Below are 16,582 nucleotides of genomic sequence, written 5' to 3'. Positions count from 1 at the left end.
GCACTCGACCTCTACCGGGTGATGTCGCCGCTGCGGGCGGGCACCTGCCGGACCTCGCGGCGCTCCTGGGCGGGCACCTGGACCTCGGCGCGCTGCGCGCGGATCCGCTTGCTCGCCCGGCGGGCCCGCTCGACCCACATGCTGCGGCCCGCTCGCTGCAGCTCTTCCCTCCGGTATTCGACCTCGGCCAGTACGCCGGTGAGGAGGGCGTCGTTCGTGTTCATCTTTTCCCCTTAGGAACTTCACTGCGTTGTTGGTAGTGAAGAGATTCGTCCTGAGGGGTGGCCTGAGGCATCGGGTGATCACCTACACCCGGACGTGATTCGACCCCTTACGCCAGCCCATCCCCTGCTCGGGGGGCGTAAGGGGTCGAGTACGAGGGTGTCTAGCCGTGATCCGGGCCACTCGCGCGCACCGCGCCGAGCAGCCCGCGCCAAGCCTGCGGCGAGAGGCGGAAGGCACCTCCCTCGGGGTCCTTGGAGTCCCTCAGCGCGGCACCGTCACCGGTGAAGGCGACCTCGACACAGTCGTTGCCGCCACCGCTGTGGCTGCTCTTGAACCACCGGGCCTGGGAAAGGTCATCGTTGGGCGTCATGCTCCCCACTCCTTACTTGTTTCCAGGGACTTCTCCGGAAGGGCCGCCTGTTCGGCGAACCTCCCGGCGGCCTCGGCGATCACCTCGACCGAGTCGTCCGGTTTCAACGCGGCGGCACGGAGATGGTCGAACATCAACGCGTATCGCCGGACGTCCGGGGGTTCCTCCAGGTAGAGCCCGCTGGAGGTGCTGTCGACGTAGACCACATCGGTGTCGGCCAGTTCGGGGAAGCCCATGATGAGGAACGGACCCTCCATCCCGGGATGGGCACCCGCGCCGAACGGCACGATCTGGATGGTGACGTTCGGCTGGGCAGCCATCGTGACCATCCGGTACAGCTGTTCCGCCATCACCTCGGGCCCGTCGACCACGCGATGCAGGACCGCTTCGTCCATGACGGCCCAGTACTCCGGTGGCGAAGGATCGGTCAGCAGCTCCTGCCGCGCCATCCTCGCCGCCACCCGGCGCCTGATCTCGGCGTCCTCGGCGTCGGGCCGCATCGCCCTGATCACGGCCTTGGCGTAGCGCTCGGTCTGCAACAGGCCCGGCACCAGCAGCGCCTGGAACGCCCGCAGCGAACTGGCGTCCGCCTCCAAACCGACGAAGGTGCCGGTGAACACCTCGTTGTACGCATGCCACCAGCCGCGTTTGCGGGCTTCCCTCGCCAGCTGAACGAGCGCCTCCTGCTCGTCACCGGCGATGCCGTAGAGCTCCAGCATGTCGCGCGCGTCGCGCGGGGTGACGCCGACGTGTCCCGTCTCGATGCGGCTGACCTTCGACGCCGAGCATTCGAGCTTCTCGCTCACCTCGTCGATGGTGAGGTCGGCCGCCTCGCGCAACCGCCTCAGTTCGCTCGCCAGTCTCCGGCGGCGCACGGTGGGTCCCTGACCCCTCGTCATCACGGCACCTCCACAAGCTGTCCGAGCAACACCGATCGGGACACGGCGAGGAGAACAGTGTTCAGCAACCCCGCACGAAGCACATCTAACCAGCCCGAGACACATTCGGTGAGATGGTCACACGACCATTTTCACCCACGCGTCGATTTTCATCCTGCAATTTGCAGATTGCCGTTGTAGGTTGAGCATTGTGCAACGCGGTACGCCCGCCCTCACCGGCGTCGGCGGATCCGCTCGCGGCACGGGCGCGGGGCCGCGAGCTGCACCGATGGGCTTTCGCAAGGATACCCGTCGAAGCCGGATTCACCCCCGGTGCAGGGCCGGAGCCGTCCCCCGATCGGTTCCGGCCCTCCCTTTAATTCGTAATGCTCTGGCTCCAGATGTTAATGCGTTTCGCCATTCCCTCTAAAGGGTGGACAAGCCTGGATCCCGACTGCGGAACGTCACACGACTCGGAGAAGACCTTCCTGCACGACGGTGGCGATATGCGTTCCGTCCGCGGCGAAAAACCGGCCGGTCGCCAGCCCCCGGGCGCCTGACGCCGTCGGCGAGGCGCTGTCGTAGAGGAACCACTCGTCGGCCCGGAACGGGCGGTGGAACCAGAGCGCGTGGTCGAGGCTCGCGCCGAGCACCTTGTCGAGATCCCAGTAGACGCCGTGGCGCGCGAGGACCGAGTCCAGGAGCGTCATGTCGGAGGCGTAGGTCAGGACGCAGACGTGCAGCAGCTGCTCGTCCGGGAGCTTGCCGTCGGCCCTCATCCAGACCTGGTTCCTGGCGGGCCGGTCGCCCGTCTTCCGGGTGACCCACGGCGGATCGTTGACGTACCGCAGGTCGATCGGACGCGGCCGGTCGAGATGCCCCATGAAGTACCCCTCGGCGCGTTCCTGCAGCGTCGGCAGCGAGTCGGGGGCCGGGACGTCGGGCATGGCCTCGGAGTGTTCGATACCGCCCTCGTCCTTCTGGAACGAGGCCGACAGGGAGAAGATCGCCTTGCCGTGCTGGATGCCCACGACGCGGCGGGTGGTGAACGAGCGGCCGTCGCGGATGCGGTCGACCTCGTAGACGATCGGGACGCTCGGGTCGCCGCCGCGGATGAAGTACGCGTGCAGCGAGTGGACCTTCCGCTCCTCGGGGACCGTGCGGCCGGCGGCGACCAGCGCCTGCCCCGCGACCTGCCCGCCGAACACCCGCACCGGCGAGTGGGCGGGCGAGACGCCGCGGAAGATGTTCTCTTCGATCTTCTCCAAGTCCAGCAGCGCGACCAGCCGGTCGAGCACGGGCTGTCCGCCCACCCCGCCGGCGTTGTCGAAACCGGCCGCGGCTTCCCTGGCCATCTCAGTCATGTCCTGAACTTTAGGCCGTGCGGGTGCCGGGAGCCTCCGTGAGGCGGGACGTTTGTCGCGAAGGCCACCTTCGGGACACCTGGGACGCTAGGAACGGTCCTTTCCTGGCGAAATTTGCCAGGAAAGGACCGTTCCTAGCACGTGCCGACGGGCCGAAGGGGCCTTTCACCGCATGGCATGCAGCGAAAGGCCCCTTCAGCACACGGCCGGGACACCTCGAACGCTATGAAGGACCCTTTCCTGGCGAATTTTGCCAGGAAAGGGTCCTTCATAGCGTCGGCAGGGAGGGTCAGGCGTGGTCGTCCTCGCCCAGGCGGTGCACCCGGATGAGGTTGGTCGACCCGACGGTCCCGGGCGGGGAACCGGCCACGATGACCACCAGGTCACCCTTGGCGTACTTGCCCATTTCGAGCATCGCGTGGTCGACCTGCTGGATCATCTGGTCGGTCGAGCCCACCTTCGGCACGATCCGCGTCGTGGTGCCCCAGGTCATCGCGAGCTGGCTGCGGACGCTCTCCTCCGGTGTGAACGCCAGCAGCGGCAGCCGCGTGTGCAGCCGCGCGAGCCGCCGGACGGTGTCACCGGACTGGGTGAAGGCGACCAGGGCCTTGGCGTTCAGCCGCTCCCCGATGTCACGGGCCGCGTAGGAGATGACGCCTCGCTTGGTGCGCGGGACGTGCGACAGCGGCGGCACGACCGGCGAGTCGGTCTCGACGGCTTCGATGATCCGGCCCATGGTCTTGACCACGTCGATGGCGTAGCGGCCGACGCTGGTCTCGCCCGAGAGCATGAGCGCGTCCGCGCCGTCGAGCACCGCGTTCGCGACGTCCGAGGCCTCGGCGCGGGTCGGGCGGGAGCTGTTGATCATCGACTCGAGCATCTGCGTCGCGACGATGACGGGCTTCGCGTTCTCGCGGGCGATCTGGATGGTGCGCTTCTGCACCAGCGGGACCTGCTCCAGCGGGAGTTCGACGCCGAGGTCGCCGCGGGCGATCATCACCGCGTCGAAGGCGAGCACGATGGCTTCGAGGTTGTAGACCGCTTCGGGCTTCTCGATCTTCGCGACCACCGGGAGTCGTCCCTTGCCGACGCGGTCCATCACCTGGTGGACCAGGTCGATGTCGGCGGGCGAGCGGACGAACGACAGCGCGATGAAGTCCACGCCGAGTTCCAGTGCGAACTCGAGGTCTTCGATGTCCTTTTCGGACAGCGCCGGCACGGAGACGTCCATGCCCGGCAGGGAAACGCCCTTGTTGTTGCTGACGGGGCCGCCTTCGGTGACCTCGCAGACGACGTCCGGTCCGTCGACCTCCTTGACCACGAGGCCGACCTTGCCGTCGTCCACGAGGAGACGGTCGCCGGGCTTCGCGTCGTCGGCGAGTCCCTTGTAGGTGGTCGAGACGCGGTCGTGCGTACCGGCCACGTCCTCGACGGTGATGCGCACGATGTCGCCGTTGTGCCACTCGACCGGCCCGCCCGCGAAGGTGCCGAGACGGATCTTCGGCCCCTGGAGGTCGGCGAGAATGCCCACCGCGCGGCCCGATTCGGCGGCGGCGGTGCGGATGAGGTCGTAGACCTGCTTGTGGTCGCTGTGCGTCCCGTGGCTGAAGTTCATCCTCGCGACGTCCATCCCGGCGTCGACGAGTTGCCGCATCTTCTCCGGCGTAGCGGTCGCGGGGCCCAGGGTACAAACGATCTTCGCGCGTCGGCTCACGTTCGCACAGCGTAGTCCCTCATCGTGGCTACGTCTGTACCGATACCGAAAGTTCAAGAAAAGTGTCAGTTGACCTGGGCGACGAGGAAACCGCCGAACCTGGTTCGGCGGTTATCGGCGCGGCTTCTCGCTCGGCCCGACGCGGTCCCGCGCCCATTCGTTGAACGCGCGGACCTGCCGCCACGCCTTGCGCACCCGGTCGAGGGCGCCGCGTTCGTGCAGGACGTCGTCCGGCTCCCAGCCTCGGACGGCGTACACGGAGCGGTACTTCAGCAGGTCGATGCGGGGATGGTCTTCGGCGAAGCCGCGCGGCTTCGACTTGAGCCTGTCCCCCTTGATCTCCCAGCCCGCCTTCTCCAGCTTCGCGAGGATCTTGGCGAGCTCGGCGCCCCGGAGTTCCGTGTCGACGGCCTTGCGGAAGCGGGCGAGCTGATCGGACTCGAAGTGGAAGCAGCCGCCGCCGACGCGCAGCCCGGCCGGGCCGACCTCGACGTAGTACGCGCCGCCGCCGCGGCCCTGCTCGATCACCGCGCCGCAGTGGGTCTTGTACGGCGTCTTGTCCTTGGCGAACCGGACGTCGCGATACGGGCGGAAGACCTTGCCCTCGCCGAAGCCGTCGCCGAACTCCGGGACGAGTTCGGCGAGCAGCGCCTCCATCGGCGCGCGCACGTCGGCCTTGTAGGTGGCGAGGTTCGCGTCCCAGTAGGACTTGGAGTTGTCCGCCTCGAGACCGTCGTAGAAGTCGATGGCGTACTCGCCGAAACCCTCGAAACCCATGGGGTGACCGTAATCCTCGCCACCGGCATGTCCCTGAAGGCCCCACGATCCCCGAGGCAACCGCGCCTGATTCGAGTGCTTTGCCTGGTTTGCGATGGGGTCGTGAGTGCTAATGAGGGTTCTAACCCTCATTAGCACTCACGACCCCCTCACCTCGCGCGAGGAAGGGGACCTTCACGCACTTCGGCCTTACTTGGCCAGGGCGGTGATCAGTTCGCCGTCGGCCGTGTCACCGGACAGCTCCCAGAAGAAGGCGCCGCCGAGCCCCTGGTTCTTGGCGTAGGTGACCTTGCCGCCGATCGTCGCCGGAGTGTCGTAGCTCCACCAGTCGCTGCCGCATTTGGCGTACGCGGTGCCCGCCACGGTGCCGGTGGCCGGACAGGTGGTCTTCAGGACCTTGTAGTCCTGGATGCCCGGCTCAGTGCCCGCCGCCGGACCGGTCGCGGTGCCGCCCGGGGCCTCCTGGGTGACGCCGGTCCAGCCTCGGCCGTAGAAGCCGATGCCCAGCAGCAGCTTGTTCGCCGGGACGCCCTTGCTCTTCAGCTTCTGGATCGCCGCGTCGGAGTGGAAGCCGGCGGTCGGGATGCCCTCGTAGCCGGTCAGCGGCGAATGCGGGGCCGTCGGGCCCTGCGCGGCCCAGGCGCCGAAGTAGTCGTAGGTCATGACGTTGTACCAGTCGAAGTACTGCGCCGCGCCGCCGTAGTCCGCGGCGTCGATCTTGCCGCCGTCGGTACCGTCCGCCGTGATCGCGGCGGTGACCAGCTTCGAGCCGAACTTCTCCCGCAGGGCCTGCGCGAGGTTCTTGATCGCGGCCGGACCGCTGGTGTCACACGAGAGCCCGCAGGCGTTCGGGTACTCCCAGTCGATGTCGATACCGTCGAAGACACCGGCCCAGCGCGGGTCGTTGACGAGGTTGTAGCAGGACTCCGCGAACTTGGCGGGGTTCTTGGCGGCCTCGCCGAACCCGCCGGACCAGGTCCAGCCGCCGAACGACCACAGCACCTTGAGGTTCGGGTACTTGGCCTTGAGCTTCTTCAGCTGGTTGAAGTTCCCGCGCAGCGCGCCGGTGTCCCAGCTGTCGGCGACGCCGTCCACACTGCCCGCGGCGTCGTAGAACTTGCTGGTCGCCGCCTCGGCGTCACCGATCGCGCAGCCACCGTTCGTCACGTTGCCGAACGAGTAGTTGATATGCGTCAGCTTGCTCGCCGAGCCCGACGTGTCGATGTTCTTCACATGGTAGTTCCGCTGGTAGACGCCCCATTCGGCGAAGTACCCGAGTACCTTGCCGACCGAGGCGTCCGGCGTTTCCGGTGCGGCGGAGGCCTGCTGCGCCGGCGCGGCGACAGCCAGCGCGCCGAGCGCGACGGCCGCGGCACCCAGGATCGCGGTGAGCCTTTTCGAACGGGGCATGCGTTCTCCCTTCACGGTCACCAGGGGTGACGAGAGGACTGCGGCGGGACACGCACAAGCTAAGTGGACTAGACCACTCCGTCAATGGTTCAGACCAAGACTTTCGGATGGACATTTTCGAACATTCCTTGACGGAAATATGCCGCACGGGGCACATTCCCCGGATGATGCAGACCTTCGAGATCCTCGCCGAACCGCGGCGGAGGACCATCCTCGACCTCTTGCGCGGCGGCGAGAAATCGGTCAACGAGCTGGTCGAGGTGCTCGAATTGAGCCAACCGGCCGTATCGAAGCACCTGCGCGTCCTACGCGAGGCCGGTCTGGTCACCGTCCGCGTCGCCGCCCAGCGCCGCTGCTACCGGCTCCGCCCGGAACCGCTCGCGGAGGTCGACGCGTGGCTCGCGCCGTACCGCCGGTTCTGGGAAGGACGGATCGACGCGCTCGAACGGCACCTCGACGACGACAGTCAGTGAATAGGTAACGGCTCGAACGCGATGCCGCGGTCGGCCGCGCGCCGCGTCCCCCAGTCGTAGAGCGCCTGGAGTGCGGGGCGTAACCGCTCCCCCTCCTCGCTCAGCCGGTACTCGACGTGCCGCCGCCAGAGTTCGCCGTAGCGGTGCACGCCCTCCTTGATATGCGCCAGGATCACCGGCTCCCCCTTGGCACGCACCGGAAAGTAAGCGGTTGTCCCCGCCGATCCGGGGTGGTTGCCTGTGCCGGACCGGAAGATCGTCGCCGCTGGGAGGACCTTACGTGACCGGGACACCGACGTTGTACGAATGGGCCGGCGGGCTGGACGCCCTGCGCAGGCTGACCACCGTCTTCTACGGCCACGTGCTGAAGGACCCGTTGCTGGAGCCGGTCTTCCGCCACATGGACCCCGGCCATCCCGAGCACGTGGCGGTCTGGCTGGCCGAGGTGTTCGGCGGGCCGGAGACCTACAGCGGCGAACACGGCGGGCACCGGCACATGGTCGGACGGCATCTGGGCCGGGCCATCACCGAGGAACAGCGCCGCCGCTGGGTGAACCTGCTCTTCGACGCCGCCGACGAAGCCGGGCTCCCGGCCGACCCCGAGTTCCGCTCCGCGTTCGCCGCGTACGTCGAATGGGGCAGCAGGCTCGCGGTGATGTTCTCCCAGCCGGGCCGCGAGGTCACCGTTCCCGAGCCGATGCCTAAGTGGGACTGGGGCAACCGGCCGCCCTGGCAGCCTCCGTCGGACTGAAGGCGTTCATAGTGGGGCGGTCGTGAAAGGAGGCCGCCGTGATCCGGGTGGACGGCCGGACCCTGCGCTGCGCGGACGTCGTGACCGCCGCGAGCACCGAGGGCCCGCTGGGCATCGACGTTTCGATCGCCGCGCTGCGCGGCGCCGAAAGCGCGTGGAAGCTCGCCGAAGAACTGAGCACGCGCAGGATCGTCTACGGCCGCACCACCGGCGTCGGCGCCAACAAGGAGGACCCGGTCGGCGAGGGCGAGTCGCCGGATCACGGGCTGCGGCTGCTGCGCAGTCACGCGGGCGGCAGCGGCGACGTCATGTCCCCCGGCCAGACCAGGGCGATGATGCTCATCCGGCTCAACCAGCTGCTGGCCGGGCGCGCCGGGCTCAGCCCCGTGCTGATCGGGGCGCTCGCCGACGCGGTGCGGACCGGGGCGCTGCCGCTCGTGCACCGGCTCGGCGCGATCGGCACCGGCGACCTCGCGCCGCTCGCGGAGACCGCGCTCGCCCTCACCGGCGAACGGCCGTGGCTGACCGGCGGGGTGCCCCCGGTGCCGGTGCAGGCGGGTGACGCGCTCGCGTTCATGAGCAGCAACGCCGCGACGCTGGCCGAGGCGACCCTCGCGGCGATGCGGCTCGACACGCTGACGCGGGCGAGCCACGTCGTCGCGGCACTGACCTACATCGCGCTCGACGGAAACCCGGAGGCGTACGCGACCCCCGTGCACGAGGCGCGTCCGCACGCCGGGCAGGTCGCGTGCGCGGCGGAGATGCGGCGGCTGCTCGGGATGGAGGGCACACCCAAACCCGGCAGGCGGATCCAGGACCCGTTCGGGCTCCGCGCCTTCCCGCAGGTGCAGGGGCCCGCGCTGGACGCGATCCACTACCTGCGCGACGTCCTCGCGGTGGAGATCAACGCCAGCACCGAGAACCCGATGATCTCGACGGTGCACCAGGACGCCTATCACCACGCGCATTTCCACACCGCGTACGTCTCGACCGCGCTCGACCAGGTGCGCGCGACCGTCCATCAGGTCGCCGAGCTGTCGGTGGCCCGGCTGGGTGATCTGGTGGAGCCGGAGTTCACCGGGTTGCGGCCGTTCCTGGCGGCCGGGCCGTCGGGCAGCTCGGGCGTGATGATCCTGGAGTACGTCGCGCACGACGCGCTCACCGAACTGCGGCAGGCCGCGCTCCCGGCGACGCTGGGCACGGCCGTCGTCTCACGCGGGATCGAGGACCACGCGAGCTTCTCCACCCAGGCCGCGCGTGCGGCGACGGCGGCCGGGGCGGCGTACCAGCAGGTGCTGGCGTGTGAACTGGTCGCGGCCGTCCGGGCACTGCGGATGCGCAAGGCCGAACTCGTCTCCCTGCCCGCGCGCGACGCCTACGAGACCGCCGCGGCCGTGCTCGACCCGAGCGTCGAAGACCGGCCGCTGACCGACGACATCGCGCGCGCCGTGTCCCTTTTGGACACCTTCGCCCGCGTCTGAACCCCGCGAGGTCAACAGCAGCAACCGCGGCGCGCGAGGGAGCGGAGCCGGGCATTCACCGGCGCCGGCCGGTTCGCGGCGGCCTCGACGGCGTCGAGCATCCGCCGCCGCTCCGCCCGGTCGAGCACCCGGCCTCGAGTGATCACCGTGTCGATCTTCGCGACGTTGCGGATGTCCGCGGCCGGGTCCGCGTCCAGCAGCACGAGGTCCGCCTCCTTCCCCACCGCGACCGTGCCCGACGTCCCTTCCCGGCCGAGGAACCTCGCCGCGTCGGCCGTGACGGTCTTCAGCGCCCGCACCGGCGAGAGCCCGGCCTCGACCAGGAACGCGAGCTCCTCGTGCAGCCCGCTGCCGGGGAAGGTGTACGGATTGAGGCAGTCGGTGCCGCCGATGAGCCCGACACCCGCTTCGTGCGCGACGCCGACCAGCCGCAGCGTCTCCCGCAAGTACCGCTCCTGGAGGGCGACGTCCGCCGGGGTCTTCGGCGCGAAGCGTTCGATGCCGACGGCCCAGCTCTCACGCACGTCCACGGGGACGTACTTCAGCCGCGGGTCCCGCTGGTGGGTCTCGGCGGGCTGCGTGACGACCCGGTTGATCGTCAGCGTCGGCGAGTGCCAGGTGCCGTTGCACCGCAGCCGCTCGAAGTAGGCCCGCGCCGCGCCGCGGTCGTACGTGGTGACCGACTCGAACTCCAGCCGCCGCGCCAGGTTGAAGAAGTCCCGCGGCGCCGCGGGGTCGTAGGGCGTCGCCTTCAGCCTGGCCAGGATCTCGTCGCGCCGGGACGAGCAGTGGATGGACACCCCGAAGAAATGCTCCAGGCTGTGCTGGCCGAGGTCGCTCGCCTGGAGGTGCGACAGCTTGTACGGCCAATGCCCGGAGAACCGCAGGCCCTGAGCGCGGGCCTCGTCCGCGATCGCGCGCACGGCCTCGGGTGCGAGGTAGGAGTAGATCTTGACGAGCTCGGCGCCAGCGGCCTTCTCGGCACGGACGGCGGCTCGCGCTTCGGCCTCCGTCGCCACCTGGAGCACCGGCGGCCCCAGGAGCGTGACCGGCCCGTCGACGATCCCGCTCGCCAGCACGACACGCGGGCCGAGCAGCTCGCCGCGTTCGATCTTGCCCTTCGTGGCACGGTTTTCCGCGTACCCCCACATCTCGCGGACACCCGTGACGCCGTGCGCCAGATGCAGCGGCGGGACGATGTCCTCGAGGTCCGCGCCGTGGGTGTGCATGTCCCACAGTCCCGGGATGAGGTACTTGCCTCGGCCGTCGATCACCCGCGCGCCGCCGGTTTCCGGGACCGGACCGGAGCCGACCCAGGCGATCCGGTCGCCGACGAGCACGACCGAGACGTCACGCCGGGGCGCCGACCCCGTGCCGTCGATCAGCGTGACGTGGGTGATGACGACGATCGCGCCCGTTTCCGCGGCGGCCGTACCGGGCAGCAGCCCGGCGAGCGCCACCCCGGTCCCGCCGGCGGCCAGCCACCTCAGGAACTCGCGTCTGCTGGATCCCATGCGAACCGCCGCCCTTCCACCCCTGATCCCCCAGGTGGCCGATTCAACTCGCCGCGATGGCGGGGCCGCAAGAAAAGCGAAGGCCCCTTACCCGAGGTCAGCACAAAGTAAGGGGCCTTCTCCTGGAACAGGGCTCAGCCGAAGAAGACTTCGGCCTCTTCGTACCGTTCGACCGGGACGGTCTTCAGTTCGGCGGTCGCCTCGGCGAGCTTGACGCGGACGATGTCCGTGCCGCGCAGCGCCACCATCACGCCGAAGTCGCCGTCGGCCACGGCGTCGACGGCGTTGAGCCCGAACCGGGTGGCGAGCACGCGGTCGTATGCCGTCGGGGTGCCGCCGCGCTGGACGTGCCCGAGCACGACCGCACGCGACTCCTTGCCGGTGCGGGCGGCGATCTCGTCGGCCAGCCAGGTGCCGATGCCGCCGAGCCGGACGTGCCCGAAGGCGTCCTTCTCCCCGGTCAGCAGCTTCTCCTCGCCGCCCTCGGGCAGCGCGCCCTCGGCGACCACGATGATCGGCGCGTACTCCTTCTCGAAACGGCGCTCGACCCACGAGACGACCTGGTCGACGCTGAAGTGCCGCTCCGGCACCAGGATCACGCTCGCGCCGCCGGCGAGGCCCGAGTGCAGCGCGATCCAGCCCGCGTGCCGCCCCATGACCTCGACGACCAGCGCGCGATGGTGCGACTCGGCCGTGGTGTGCAACCGGTCGATGGCCTCGGTGGCGATCGAGACGGCCGTGTCGAAGCCGAAGGTGTAGTCGGTGGCGCCGAGGTCGTTGTCGATCGTCTTGGGCACCCCGACGACGCCGACGCCGTCGTCCGTGAGCCGCTTCGCGACGCCGAGAGTGTCCTCGCCGCCGATCGCGATCAGCGCGTCGACCTGCTGCTCGGCGAGCACGGCCTTGATCTTGTCGACGCCGCCGTCGACCTTGTACGGGTTGGTCCGCGACGAGCGCAGGATCGTGCCGCCGCGGGTCAGGATGTCCTCGACGTCGTTCAGGCCGAGCGGGCGGCTGTCCCCGGTGAGGGGACCGTTCCAGCCGTTGCGGAACCCGACGATGTCCCAGCCGTGCACCTCGATGCCCTTGCGCACCACAGCGCGGATCACCGCGTTGAGCCCCGGGCAGTCCCCACCGCCGGTCAGCACACCGACACGCATCAGAAGCCTCCGTCTTGTGTTCCGTAGAGATGACAGTCACATGTCCCGACGCCAGCGTAGCGGCAGTTCTCTGGATCGGTGCAGGGCGGACCACCTCGGGAATCGGTCCGCGCGGCGGATGTGCTAGCTTGGCGTCGTGCAGCGCTATTTCTGGTTTACGAAGCCGGCCCCGGGTGGGCACGGCGGCGTGAACCTGCGCTGACCTCCACCCCGAGCCGGATTTCCCACCGGCTCGGCGAGTTCCCGCGGGTCGGTATCCCTTTCGAAAGGAACCAGACCCGCGATGTCTCCCTCCGCTGACACCCTGATCGCCCTCGACGGGCACCGCACGGCGGCCATCAACCCGCTGCTGTCGCCCGCGATGCTGCGGCACGAACATCCGATGACGGCGGAAATCGCCGATACCGTCCTAGCCGGGCGGGCCTCGGCCGTCGACATCCTCGACGGCCGGGACGACCGGCTCCTCGTCGTCGTCGGGCCCTGCTCGGTGCACGACGCGGACGCCGCGCTCGACTACGCCCGCCGCCTCGCCGCCAAGGCCGAAGAACACCGCCGCGACCTGCACATCGTCATGCGCGTCTACTTCGAGAAGCCGCGGACCACGCTCGGCTGGAAGGGCCTCATCAACGACCCCGGTCTCGACGGCACCTACGAGGTCAACCAGGGCCTCCGGATGGCGCGCAAACTGCTGCTCGACATCTCCGCGCTCGGCCTGCCGGTGGGTTGCGAATTCCTCGACCCGATCACCCCGCAGTTCATCTCCGACACCGTGACCTGGGGTTCCATCGGCGCGCGGACCGCGGCGAGCCAGGTGCACCGGCAGCTGTGCAGCGCGCTGTCGATGCCGGTCGGGATCAAGAACTCGACCGAGGGCGACGTCCAGGTCGCCGTCGACGCCACCCGCGCGGCCGGCGCGAGCCACGTGTTCGCGGGGATCAACCCCGACGGCCTCGCCGCTTTGATCACCACGGCGGGCAACGAGGACTGCCACGTCATCCTGCGCGGCAGCTCCGCCGGGCCGAACTACGACCCCGCGACGGTGGCCGACACGCTGGCGCGGCTGGCGAAGTCGGGGCTGCCGGAACGCGTGATCATCGACGCGAGCCACGGCAACAGCGCGAAGGACCACGTGCGGCAGGCTTCGGTCGTGCGCGAGCTCGCCGGGCGGATCGGGGCCGGTGAGCGGGGCATCGCGGGGCTGATGCTGGAGAGCTTCCTGGTGGAGGGGCGCCAGGACCTGACGCTGGGGTCGGCCGCGTCGCTGACGTACGGGCAGTCGATCACGGACGCCTGCCTCGGGTGGGAGACGACGGCGGAGCTGCTGGACACCCTCGCCGAGGCGGTCGACTCACGCCGCTGAGTGCCCCCTCGCGAACGCTAGGAACGGTCCTTTCCTCGCAAATTTCGCAAGTAAAGGACCGTTCATTGCACGGCACTCGGGGCGGCGAGGGGCTGGAGGGGCTCGCGTCTCGTGTTGCGAAGGGGGCCTTCGCCGCATGGCACGCGGGGATGGCGCCCTTCACCCCGGGATCGTCAGGCCGATGTCGTGGCCGTGAAGGACTCCTTGAGGGACCCAGAGTCCCTCAAAGTTCCCCTCACCCCGCCGGAACCGGCAACTCCAGTCCCACCAGCCACAACGGCCTCGCGTGAAGGCCCCCTTCCCTCGGCTGAGCCGAGGGAAGGGGGCCTTCACGCGCTCAAGGGCCTACCGGTGCCAGTAGGACTCGATGATCTGCCACCGCTGGTAGTTGTGCCGCGCGTCCGCCAGCGCGTCGTGCTGGTCGTCCGGGGCCGACGGCAGCTTCGGCTTGCCCGCGTCCTCCCAGCGTTGCCGCAGGTCACGGGTGAAGCGCGGCAGCTGGCGCGGCAGCGCGGGCATCGGCCCCCACAGCTGCGCCAGCGCGACGTGGTCGTAGGCGGCGAACCAGGCCCACAGTTCGATCCCGCCGGGCGGTTTGCCGAAGAACTCGAGCAGGTCCGTGCGGATCTTCTCGCGGCTGCGCCACGCCGGGTCGGCGGGCGACGGGAGTTTCGGGAGCACGTTGTCGCGGACCCAGGGGCCGGCCTTGCCGGGATCGAAATCGGTCGAGACCGCGTAGAACTCGCGGCCTCTTTCGTCCACGACACCGATCGACACCAGATCGATGGTCACGCCGTCCTCAATGAATTCGGTGTCGTAGAAAAAGCGCACCGGAGAACCCTAGTGGGGCCTCAGCCGACCTTGGTGTCCGGGATACGGGCGACGTCCTGGGCGGAGGGCTGCGCGGGCACCTTGGGGCGGACTCCCGCCTCCTCGGCGGCGAGCAGTTCCTTCGCCTTGGCGGCGTAGATGTCGACGTACTCCTGGCCGGAGAGCTCCATGAGCGCGTACATGATCTCGTCGGTGATGGACCGCTCGATGAAGCGGTCGCCGGCGAGGCCCTCGTAGCGCGAGAAGTCGAGCGGCTTGCCGAAGCGGATCTCGAGGCGGCGCGGCCACCACATCTTCGAGCCGATCGGGTTGACCTTGTCGGTGCCGATCATGGCGACCGGGACCACGACGCCGCCGGATTCGAGCGCGATCCGCGCGACGCCGGTCTTGCCCTTGTACAGGCGGCCGTCCGGGGAACGGGTGCCTTCGGGGTAGATGCCGAGGAGGTGTCCTTCGCGGACCAGCCGGGTCGCGGTGTCGAGCGCGGCCTGCGCGGCGTTGCCGCCGGAGCGGTCGATCGGGAACTGGCCGACGCCGGTGAAGAACCACTTCTTCAGCAGGCCCTTGAAGCCCTTTTCGGTGAAGTACTCCGATTTGGCCGGGAAGGTCACCTTGCGCTTGACGCGCAGCGGCATGAAGAAGGAGTCGGCCACCGCGAGGTGGTTGCCCGCGAGGATCGCGCCGCCGTCGTCGGGGATGTTCTCCGCGCCGACGACTTTGGTGGGCCACAGCGCCTTGAGCAGTGGCCCGATAAACACGTGTTTCATGAGCCAGTACAGCACTGCGAAAACTCCTCCTAGCAGCTCAACCCCTGCGCCCGATGGTCAAGACTACGAATCGCGCACCTCAGGCACAACGAAGTCCACCCGGTTACCCGCACCCAGCGACGGATCTCACACCCGATCCGGCCCGATTCCGGCAGTGGCCGGGGCCCCACAAGCCGCTCCGGTCGTGCGAACATAGTAGACCTACCCAGCTCTCACGGAAGGCGATCGCATGGCCGTCCTCGCCGGCGCGGAACCGTTCGCTCACACCGGTTCGACCGAAGCAGGGTTCCTGCTGTGCCACGGATTCACCGGCACTCCCGCGAGTATGCGGCCGTGGGGCGACCATCTGGCCGAAGCCGGTTACACGGTGCGCTGCCCGCTGCTCCCCGGGCACGGGACCCGGTGGCAGGACATGAACCGGACAGGCTGGGAGGACTGGTACGGCGCGGTCCGCGAAGAGCTGCTGGCGCTCTTCGCGACCTGCGACACGGTGTTCGTCGCCGGGATGTCGATGGGCGGGACGCTGACGCTGCGACTGGCCGAGGAGTTCGGCGACCGGATCGCCGGCATCGTGCTGGTGAACCCGTCGGTGCTGACCCTGCGCTGGGACGCCAAGCTGCTGCCCGTCCTGTCGCGGATCCTGCCCTCGGTCCCGGGCGTGGCCAACGACATCGCGAAGCCCGGCGAAACCGAACTGGCCTACTCGCGGACGCCCGTGCGCGCCGCGGCGAGCCTGGCGAAGCTGTGGAAACTCACCCGCGCGGATCTGCGCAAGGTGACCCAGCCGGTGCTCCTGCTCCACTCGGCCGTCGACCACATCGTGGAACCGGTCAACTCCCAGGTGATCCTCGACGGGATCGGCAGCGACGACGTGACCGAGGTGGTGCTGGAGAACAGCTTCCACGTCGCCACCCAAGACCACGACGCAGGCCTGATCTTCACGCGTACGGTGGACTTCGCCCGGTCCGTGCGCCGGGCGGGACAGGTGGACGCCGGATGAGCAGAGGCAAGGACGGGCCGGAGGACGTCGACGCGACGTTCGCCGAGATCGTGGCCGACCTCCGTGCGGAGGGCGTCGGCCTGTTCCCGGAAGACGACCTGGAGAAACCGGCCGGGAAGACGGCGGAGAAGCCCGCTGAGAAGACACCCCGCCCCGAACCGTCGGACGCCGAACCCGAACCGGGCTGGCGCGGCGGCGGCACCAGCTGGGACAAGACCCTCTTCGAGGACGACCCGGCCGGGCCGGGCGACGACGAGGGCCACTTCGTGCCGCCCGAGCCGCCTCCCCTGCCGCGTCCGCGCAAGGGCGCTTTCATCGTCCTGTTGTTCTTCCTGCTCGGACTGCTGCTGCTGATCGCGCCCACCCTGATCGGCATGGGCACCCGGCTCGGCACGCCGCTCGGGATCCTCGCCCTCGCGACCGCGATCGCCCTGCTCCTGCTGCGGGTGCGCCAGGGGCCGCCGCCCGGCGCGGATCCGCACAACGGCGCTCAGGTCTGATCTGCCG

The 16,582-nt window shown here is 69.3% G+C and carries 18 protein-coding genes; 6 read left to right on the top strand and 12 right to left on the bottom strand.

Going from position 1 to position 16,582, the window contains the following annotated elements; genetic code table 11:
- Positions 1-11: 11 nt before the first annotated feature.
- The 7 genes from AORI_RS53170 to AORI_RS53140 form a co-directional block, all read right to left on the bottom strand.
- On the bottom strand, positions 12-224 hold the full coding sequence (locus AORI_RS53170) for a hypothetical protein (RefSeq protein ID WP_016332809.1): 213 nt from the start codon (positions 222-224) through the stop codon (positions 12-14).
- A gap of 161 nt (positions 225-385) precedes the next feature.
- Complete coding sequence (locus tag AORI_RS53165; RefSeq protein ID WP_016332808.1) at positions 386-595, bottom strand: DUF397 domain-containing protein; 210 nt, start codon at positions 593-595, stop codon at positions 386-388.
- The gene (locus AORI_RS53160; protein ID WP_016332807.1) at positions 592-1,494 is read right to left on the bottom strand and encodes a helix-turn-helix domain-containing protein; all 903 of its coding nucleotides are present in this window, start codon (positions 1,492-1,494) and stop codon (positions 592-594) included. The genes AORI_RS53165 and AORI_RS53160 overlap by 4 nt, the downstream gene beginning before the upstream one ends.
- 443 nt (positions 1,495-1,937) lie before the next feature.
- Positions 1,938-2,837, bottom strand: coding sequence for an acyl-CoA thioesterase (locus tag AORI_RS53155; protein ID WP_043848003.1), 900 nt, complete (start codon positions 2,835-2,837; stop codon positions 1,938-1,940).
- Positions 2,838-3,126: 289 nt separating this feature from the next.
- Positions 3,127-4,551 (bottom strand): pyruvate kinase, encoded by a 1,425-nt coding sequence (gene pyk / locus AORI_RS53150; RefSeq protein ID WP_043848002.1) that lies wholly within the window; start codon positions 4,549-4,551, stop codon positions 3,127-3,129.
- Positions 4,552-4,662: 111 nt separating this feature from the next.
- On the bottom strand, positions 4,663-5,328 hold the full coding sequence (locus AORI_RS53145; protein ID WP_016332804.1) for a DUF2461 domain-containing protein: 666 nt from the start codon (positions 5,326-5,328) through the stop codon (positions 4,663-4,665).
- 189 nt (positions 5,329-5,517) lie between these two features.
- The gene (locus tag AORI_RS53140) at positions 5,518-6,738 is read right to left on the bottom strand and encodes a glycoside hydrolase family 18 protein (protein WP_016332803.1); all 1,221 of its coding nucleotides are present in this window, start codon (positions 6,736-6,738) and stop codon (positions 5,518-5,520) included.
- A 164-nt stretch (positions 6,739-6,902) separates the two neighbouring features.
- Between AORI_RS53140 and AORI_RS53135 the strand changes: the two genes are divergently transcribed.
- The gene (locus AORI_RS53135) at positions 6,903-7,211 is read left to right on the top strand and encodes an ArsR/SmtB family transcription factor (protein ID WP_016332802.1); all 309 of its coding nucleotides are present in this window, start codon (positions 6,903-6,905) and stop codon (positions 7,209-7,211) included.
- On the opposite strand, the gene AORI_RS53130 is transcribed toward AORI_RS53135, so the two are convergent.
- Positions 7,205-7,408: a winged helix-turn-helix transcriptional regulator gene (locus AORI_RS53130; RefSeq protein WP_016332801.1), complete on the bottom strand. Its 204-nt coding sequence runs from the start codon at positions 7,406-7,408 to the stop codon at positions 7,205-7,207. The two genes, AORI_RS53135 and AORI_RS53130, sit on opposite strands and share 7 nt — an antisense overlap.
- A gap of 83 nt (positions 7,409-7,491) precedes the next feature.
- Between AORI_RS53130 and AORI_RS53125 the strand changes: the two genes are divergently transcribed.
- Entirely contained in the window at positions 7,492-7,962 is a 471-nt protein-coding gene (locus tag AORI_RS53125) for a group II truncated hemoglobin (protein ID WP_016332800.1), read from the top strand.
- Between the two features lie 38 nt (positions 7,963-8,000).
- Positions 8,001-9,443: an aromatic amino acid ammonia-lyase gene (locus tag AORI_RS53120; protein ID WP_016332799.1), complete on the top strand. Its 1,443-nt coding sequence runs from the start codon at positions 8,001-8,003 to the stop codon at positions 9,441-9,443.
- Positions 9,444-9,454: 11 nt separating this feature from the next.
- On the opposite strand, the gene AORI_RS53115 is transcribed toward AORI_RS53120, so the two are convergent.
- Together AORI_RS53115 and AORI_RS53110 are read right to left on the bottom strand one after the other, a co-directional pair.
- On the bottom strand, positions 9,455-10,957 hold the full coding sequence (locus AORI_RS53115; RefSeq protein ID WP_016332798.1) for an amidohydrolase family protein: 1,503 nt from the start codon (positions 10,955-10,957) through the stop codon (positions 9,455-9,457).
- 134 nt (positions 10,958-11,091) lie between these two features.
- Entirely contained in the window at positions 11,092-12,117 is a 1,026-nt protein-coding gene (locus AORI_RS53110; RefSeq protein WP_016332797.1) for a 6-phosphofructokinase, read from the bottom strand.
- Between the two features lie 283 nt (positions 12,118-12,400).
- Between AORI_RS53110 and AORI_RS53105 the strand changes: the two genes are divergently transcribed.
- Positions 12,401-13,477, top strand: coding sequence for a 3-deoxy-7-phosphoheptulonate synthase (locus AORI_RS53105; protein ID WP_016332796.1), 1,077 nt, complete (start codon positions 12,401-12,403; stop codon positions 13,475-13,477).
- Between the two features lie 345 nt (positions 13,478-13,822).
- On the opposite strand, the gene AORI_RS53100 is transcribed toward AORI_RS53105, so the two are convergent.
- Both AORI_RS53100 and AORI_RS53095 read right to left on the bottom strand, forming a co-directional pair.
- Positions 13,823-14,308 (bottom strand): polyadenylate-specific 3'-exoribonuclease AS, encoded by a 486-nt coding sequence (locus tag AORI_RS53100; RefSeq protein ID WP_016332795.1) that lies wholly within the window; start codon positions 14,306-14,308, stop codon positions 13,823-13,825.
- Positions 14,309-14,328: 20 nt separating this feature from the next.
- Entirely contained in the window at positions 14,329-15,090 is a 762-nt protein-coding gene (locus tag AORI_RS53095; protein WP_016332794.1) for a lysophospholipid acyltransferase family protein, read from the bottom strand.
- Positions 15,091-15,304: 214 nt separating this feature from the next.
- Here AORI_RS53095 and AORI_RS53090 point away from each other — a divergent pair, with 214 nt between their 5' ends.
- Both AORI_RS53090 and AORI_RS53085 read left to right on the top strand, forming a co-directional pair.
- On the top strand, positions 15,305-16,075 hold the full coding sequence (locus tag AORI_RS53090; protein ID WP_016332793.1) for an alpha/beta hydrolase: 771 nt from the start codon (positions 15,305-15,307) through the stop codon (positions 16,073-16,075).
- Positions 16,072-16,575 (top strand): hypothetical protein, encoded by a 504-nt coding sequence (locus tag AORI_RS53085; protein WP_016332792.1) that lies wholly within the window; start codon positions 16,072-16,074, stop codon positions 16,573-16,575. The genes AORI_RS53090 and AORI_RS53085 overlap by 4 nt, the downstream gene beginning before the upstream one ends.
- Positions 16,576-16,582: the final 7 nt, after the last annotated feature.

The organism is Amycolatopsis keratiniphila, assembly GCF_000400635.2.
GTDB lineage: Bacteria > Actinomycetota > Actinomycetes > Mycobacteriales > Pseudonocardiaceae > Amycolatopsis > Amycolatopsis keratiniphila.
This window is presented reverse-complemented; position numbering and strand designations above follow the sequence as displayed.

Coding starts and splice junctions, on each gene's coding strand:
- AORI_RS53170 (WP_016332809.1), bottom strand. CDS start 224: ATGAACACGAACGACGCCCTCCTCACCGGCGTACTGGCCGAGGTCGAA.
- AORI_RS53165 (WP_016332808.1), bottom strand. CDS start 595: ATGACGCCCAACGATGACCTTTCCCAGGCCCGGTGGTTCAAGAGCAGC.
- AORI_RS53160 (WP_016332807.1), bottom strand. CDS start 1,494: ATGACGAGGGGTCAGGGACCCACCGTGCGCCGCCGGAGACTGGCGAGC.
- AORI_RS53155 (WP_043848003.1), bottom strand. CDS start 2,837: ATGACTGAGATGGCCAGGGAAGCCGCGGCCGGTTTCGACAACGCCGGC.
- AORI_RS53145 (WP_016332804.1), bottom strand. CDS start 5,328: ATGGGTTTCGAGGGTTTCGGCGAGTACGCCATCGACTTCTACGACGGT.
- AORI_RS53140 (WP_016332803.1), bottom strand. CDS start 6,738: ATGCCCCGTTCGAAAAGGCTCACCGCGATCCTGGGTGCCGCGGCCGTC.
- AORI_RS53135 (WP_016332802.1), top strand. CDS start 6,903: ATGATGCAGACCTTCGAGATCCTCGCCGAACCGCGGCGGAGGACCATC.
- AORI_RS53115 (WP_016332798.1), bottom strand. CDS start 10,957: ATGGGATCCAGCAGACGCGAGTTCCTGAGGTGGCTGGCCGCCGGCGGG.
- AORI_RS53110 (WP_016332797.1), bottom strand. CDS start 12,117: ATGCGTGTCGGTGTGCTGACCGGCGGTGGGGACTGCCCGGGGCTCAAC.
- AORI_RS53105 (WP_016332796.1), top strand. CDS start 12,401: ATGTCTCCCTCCGCTGACACCCTGATCGCCCTCGACGGGCACCGCACG.
- AORI_RS53090 (WP_016332793.1), top strand. CDS start 15,305: ATGGCCGTCCTCGCCGGCGCGGAACCGTTCGCTCACACCGGTTCGACC.
- AORI_RS53085 (WP_016332792.1), top strand. CDS start 16,072: ATGAGCAGAGGCAAGGACGGGCCGGAGGACGTCGACGCGACGTTCGCC.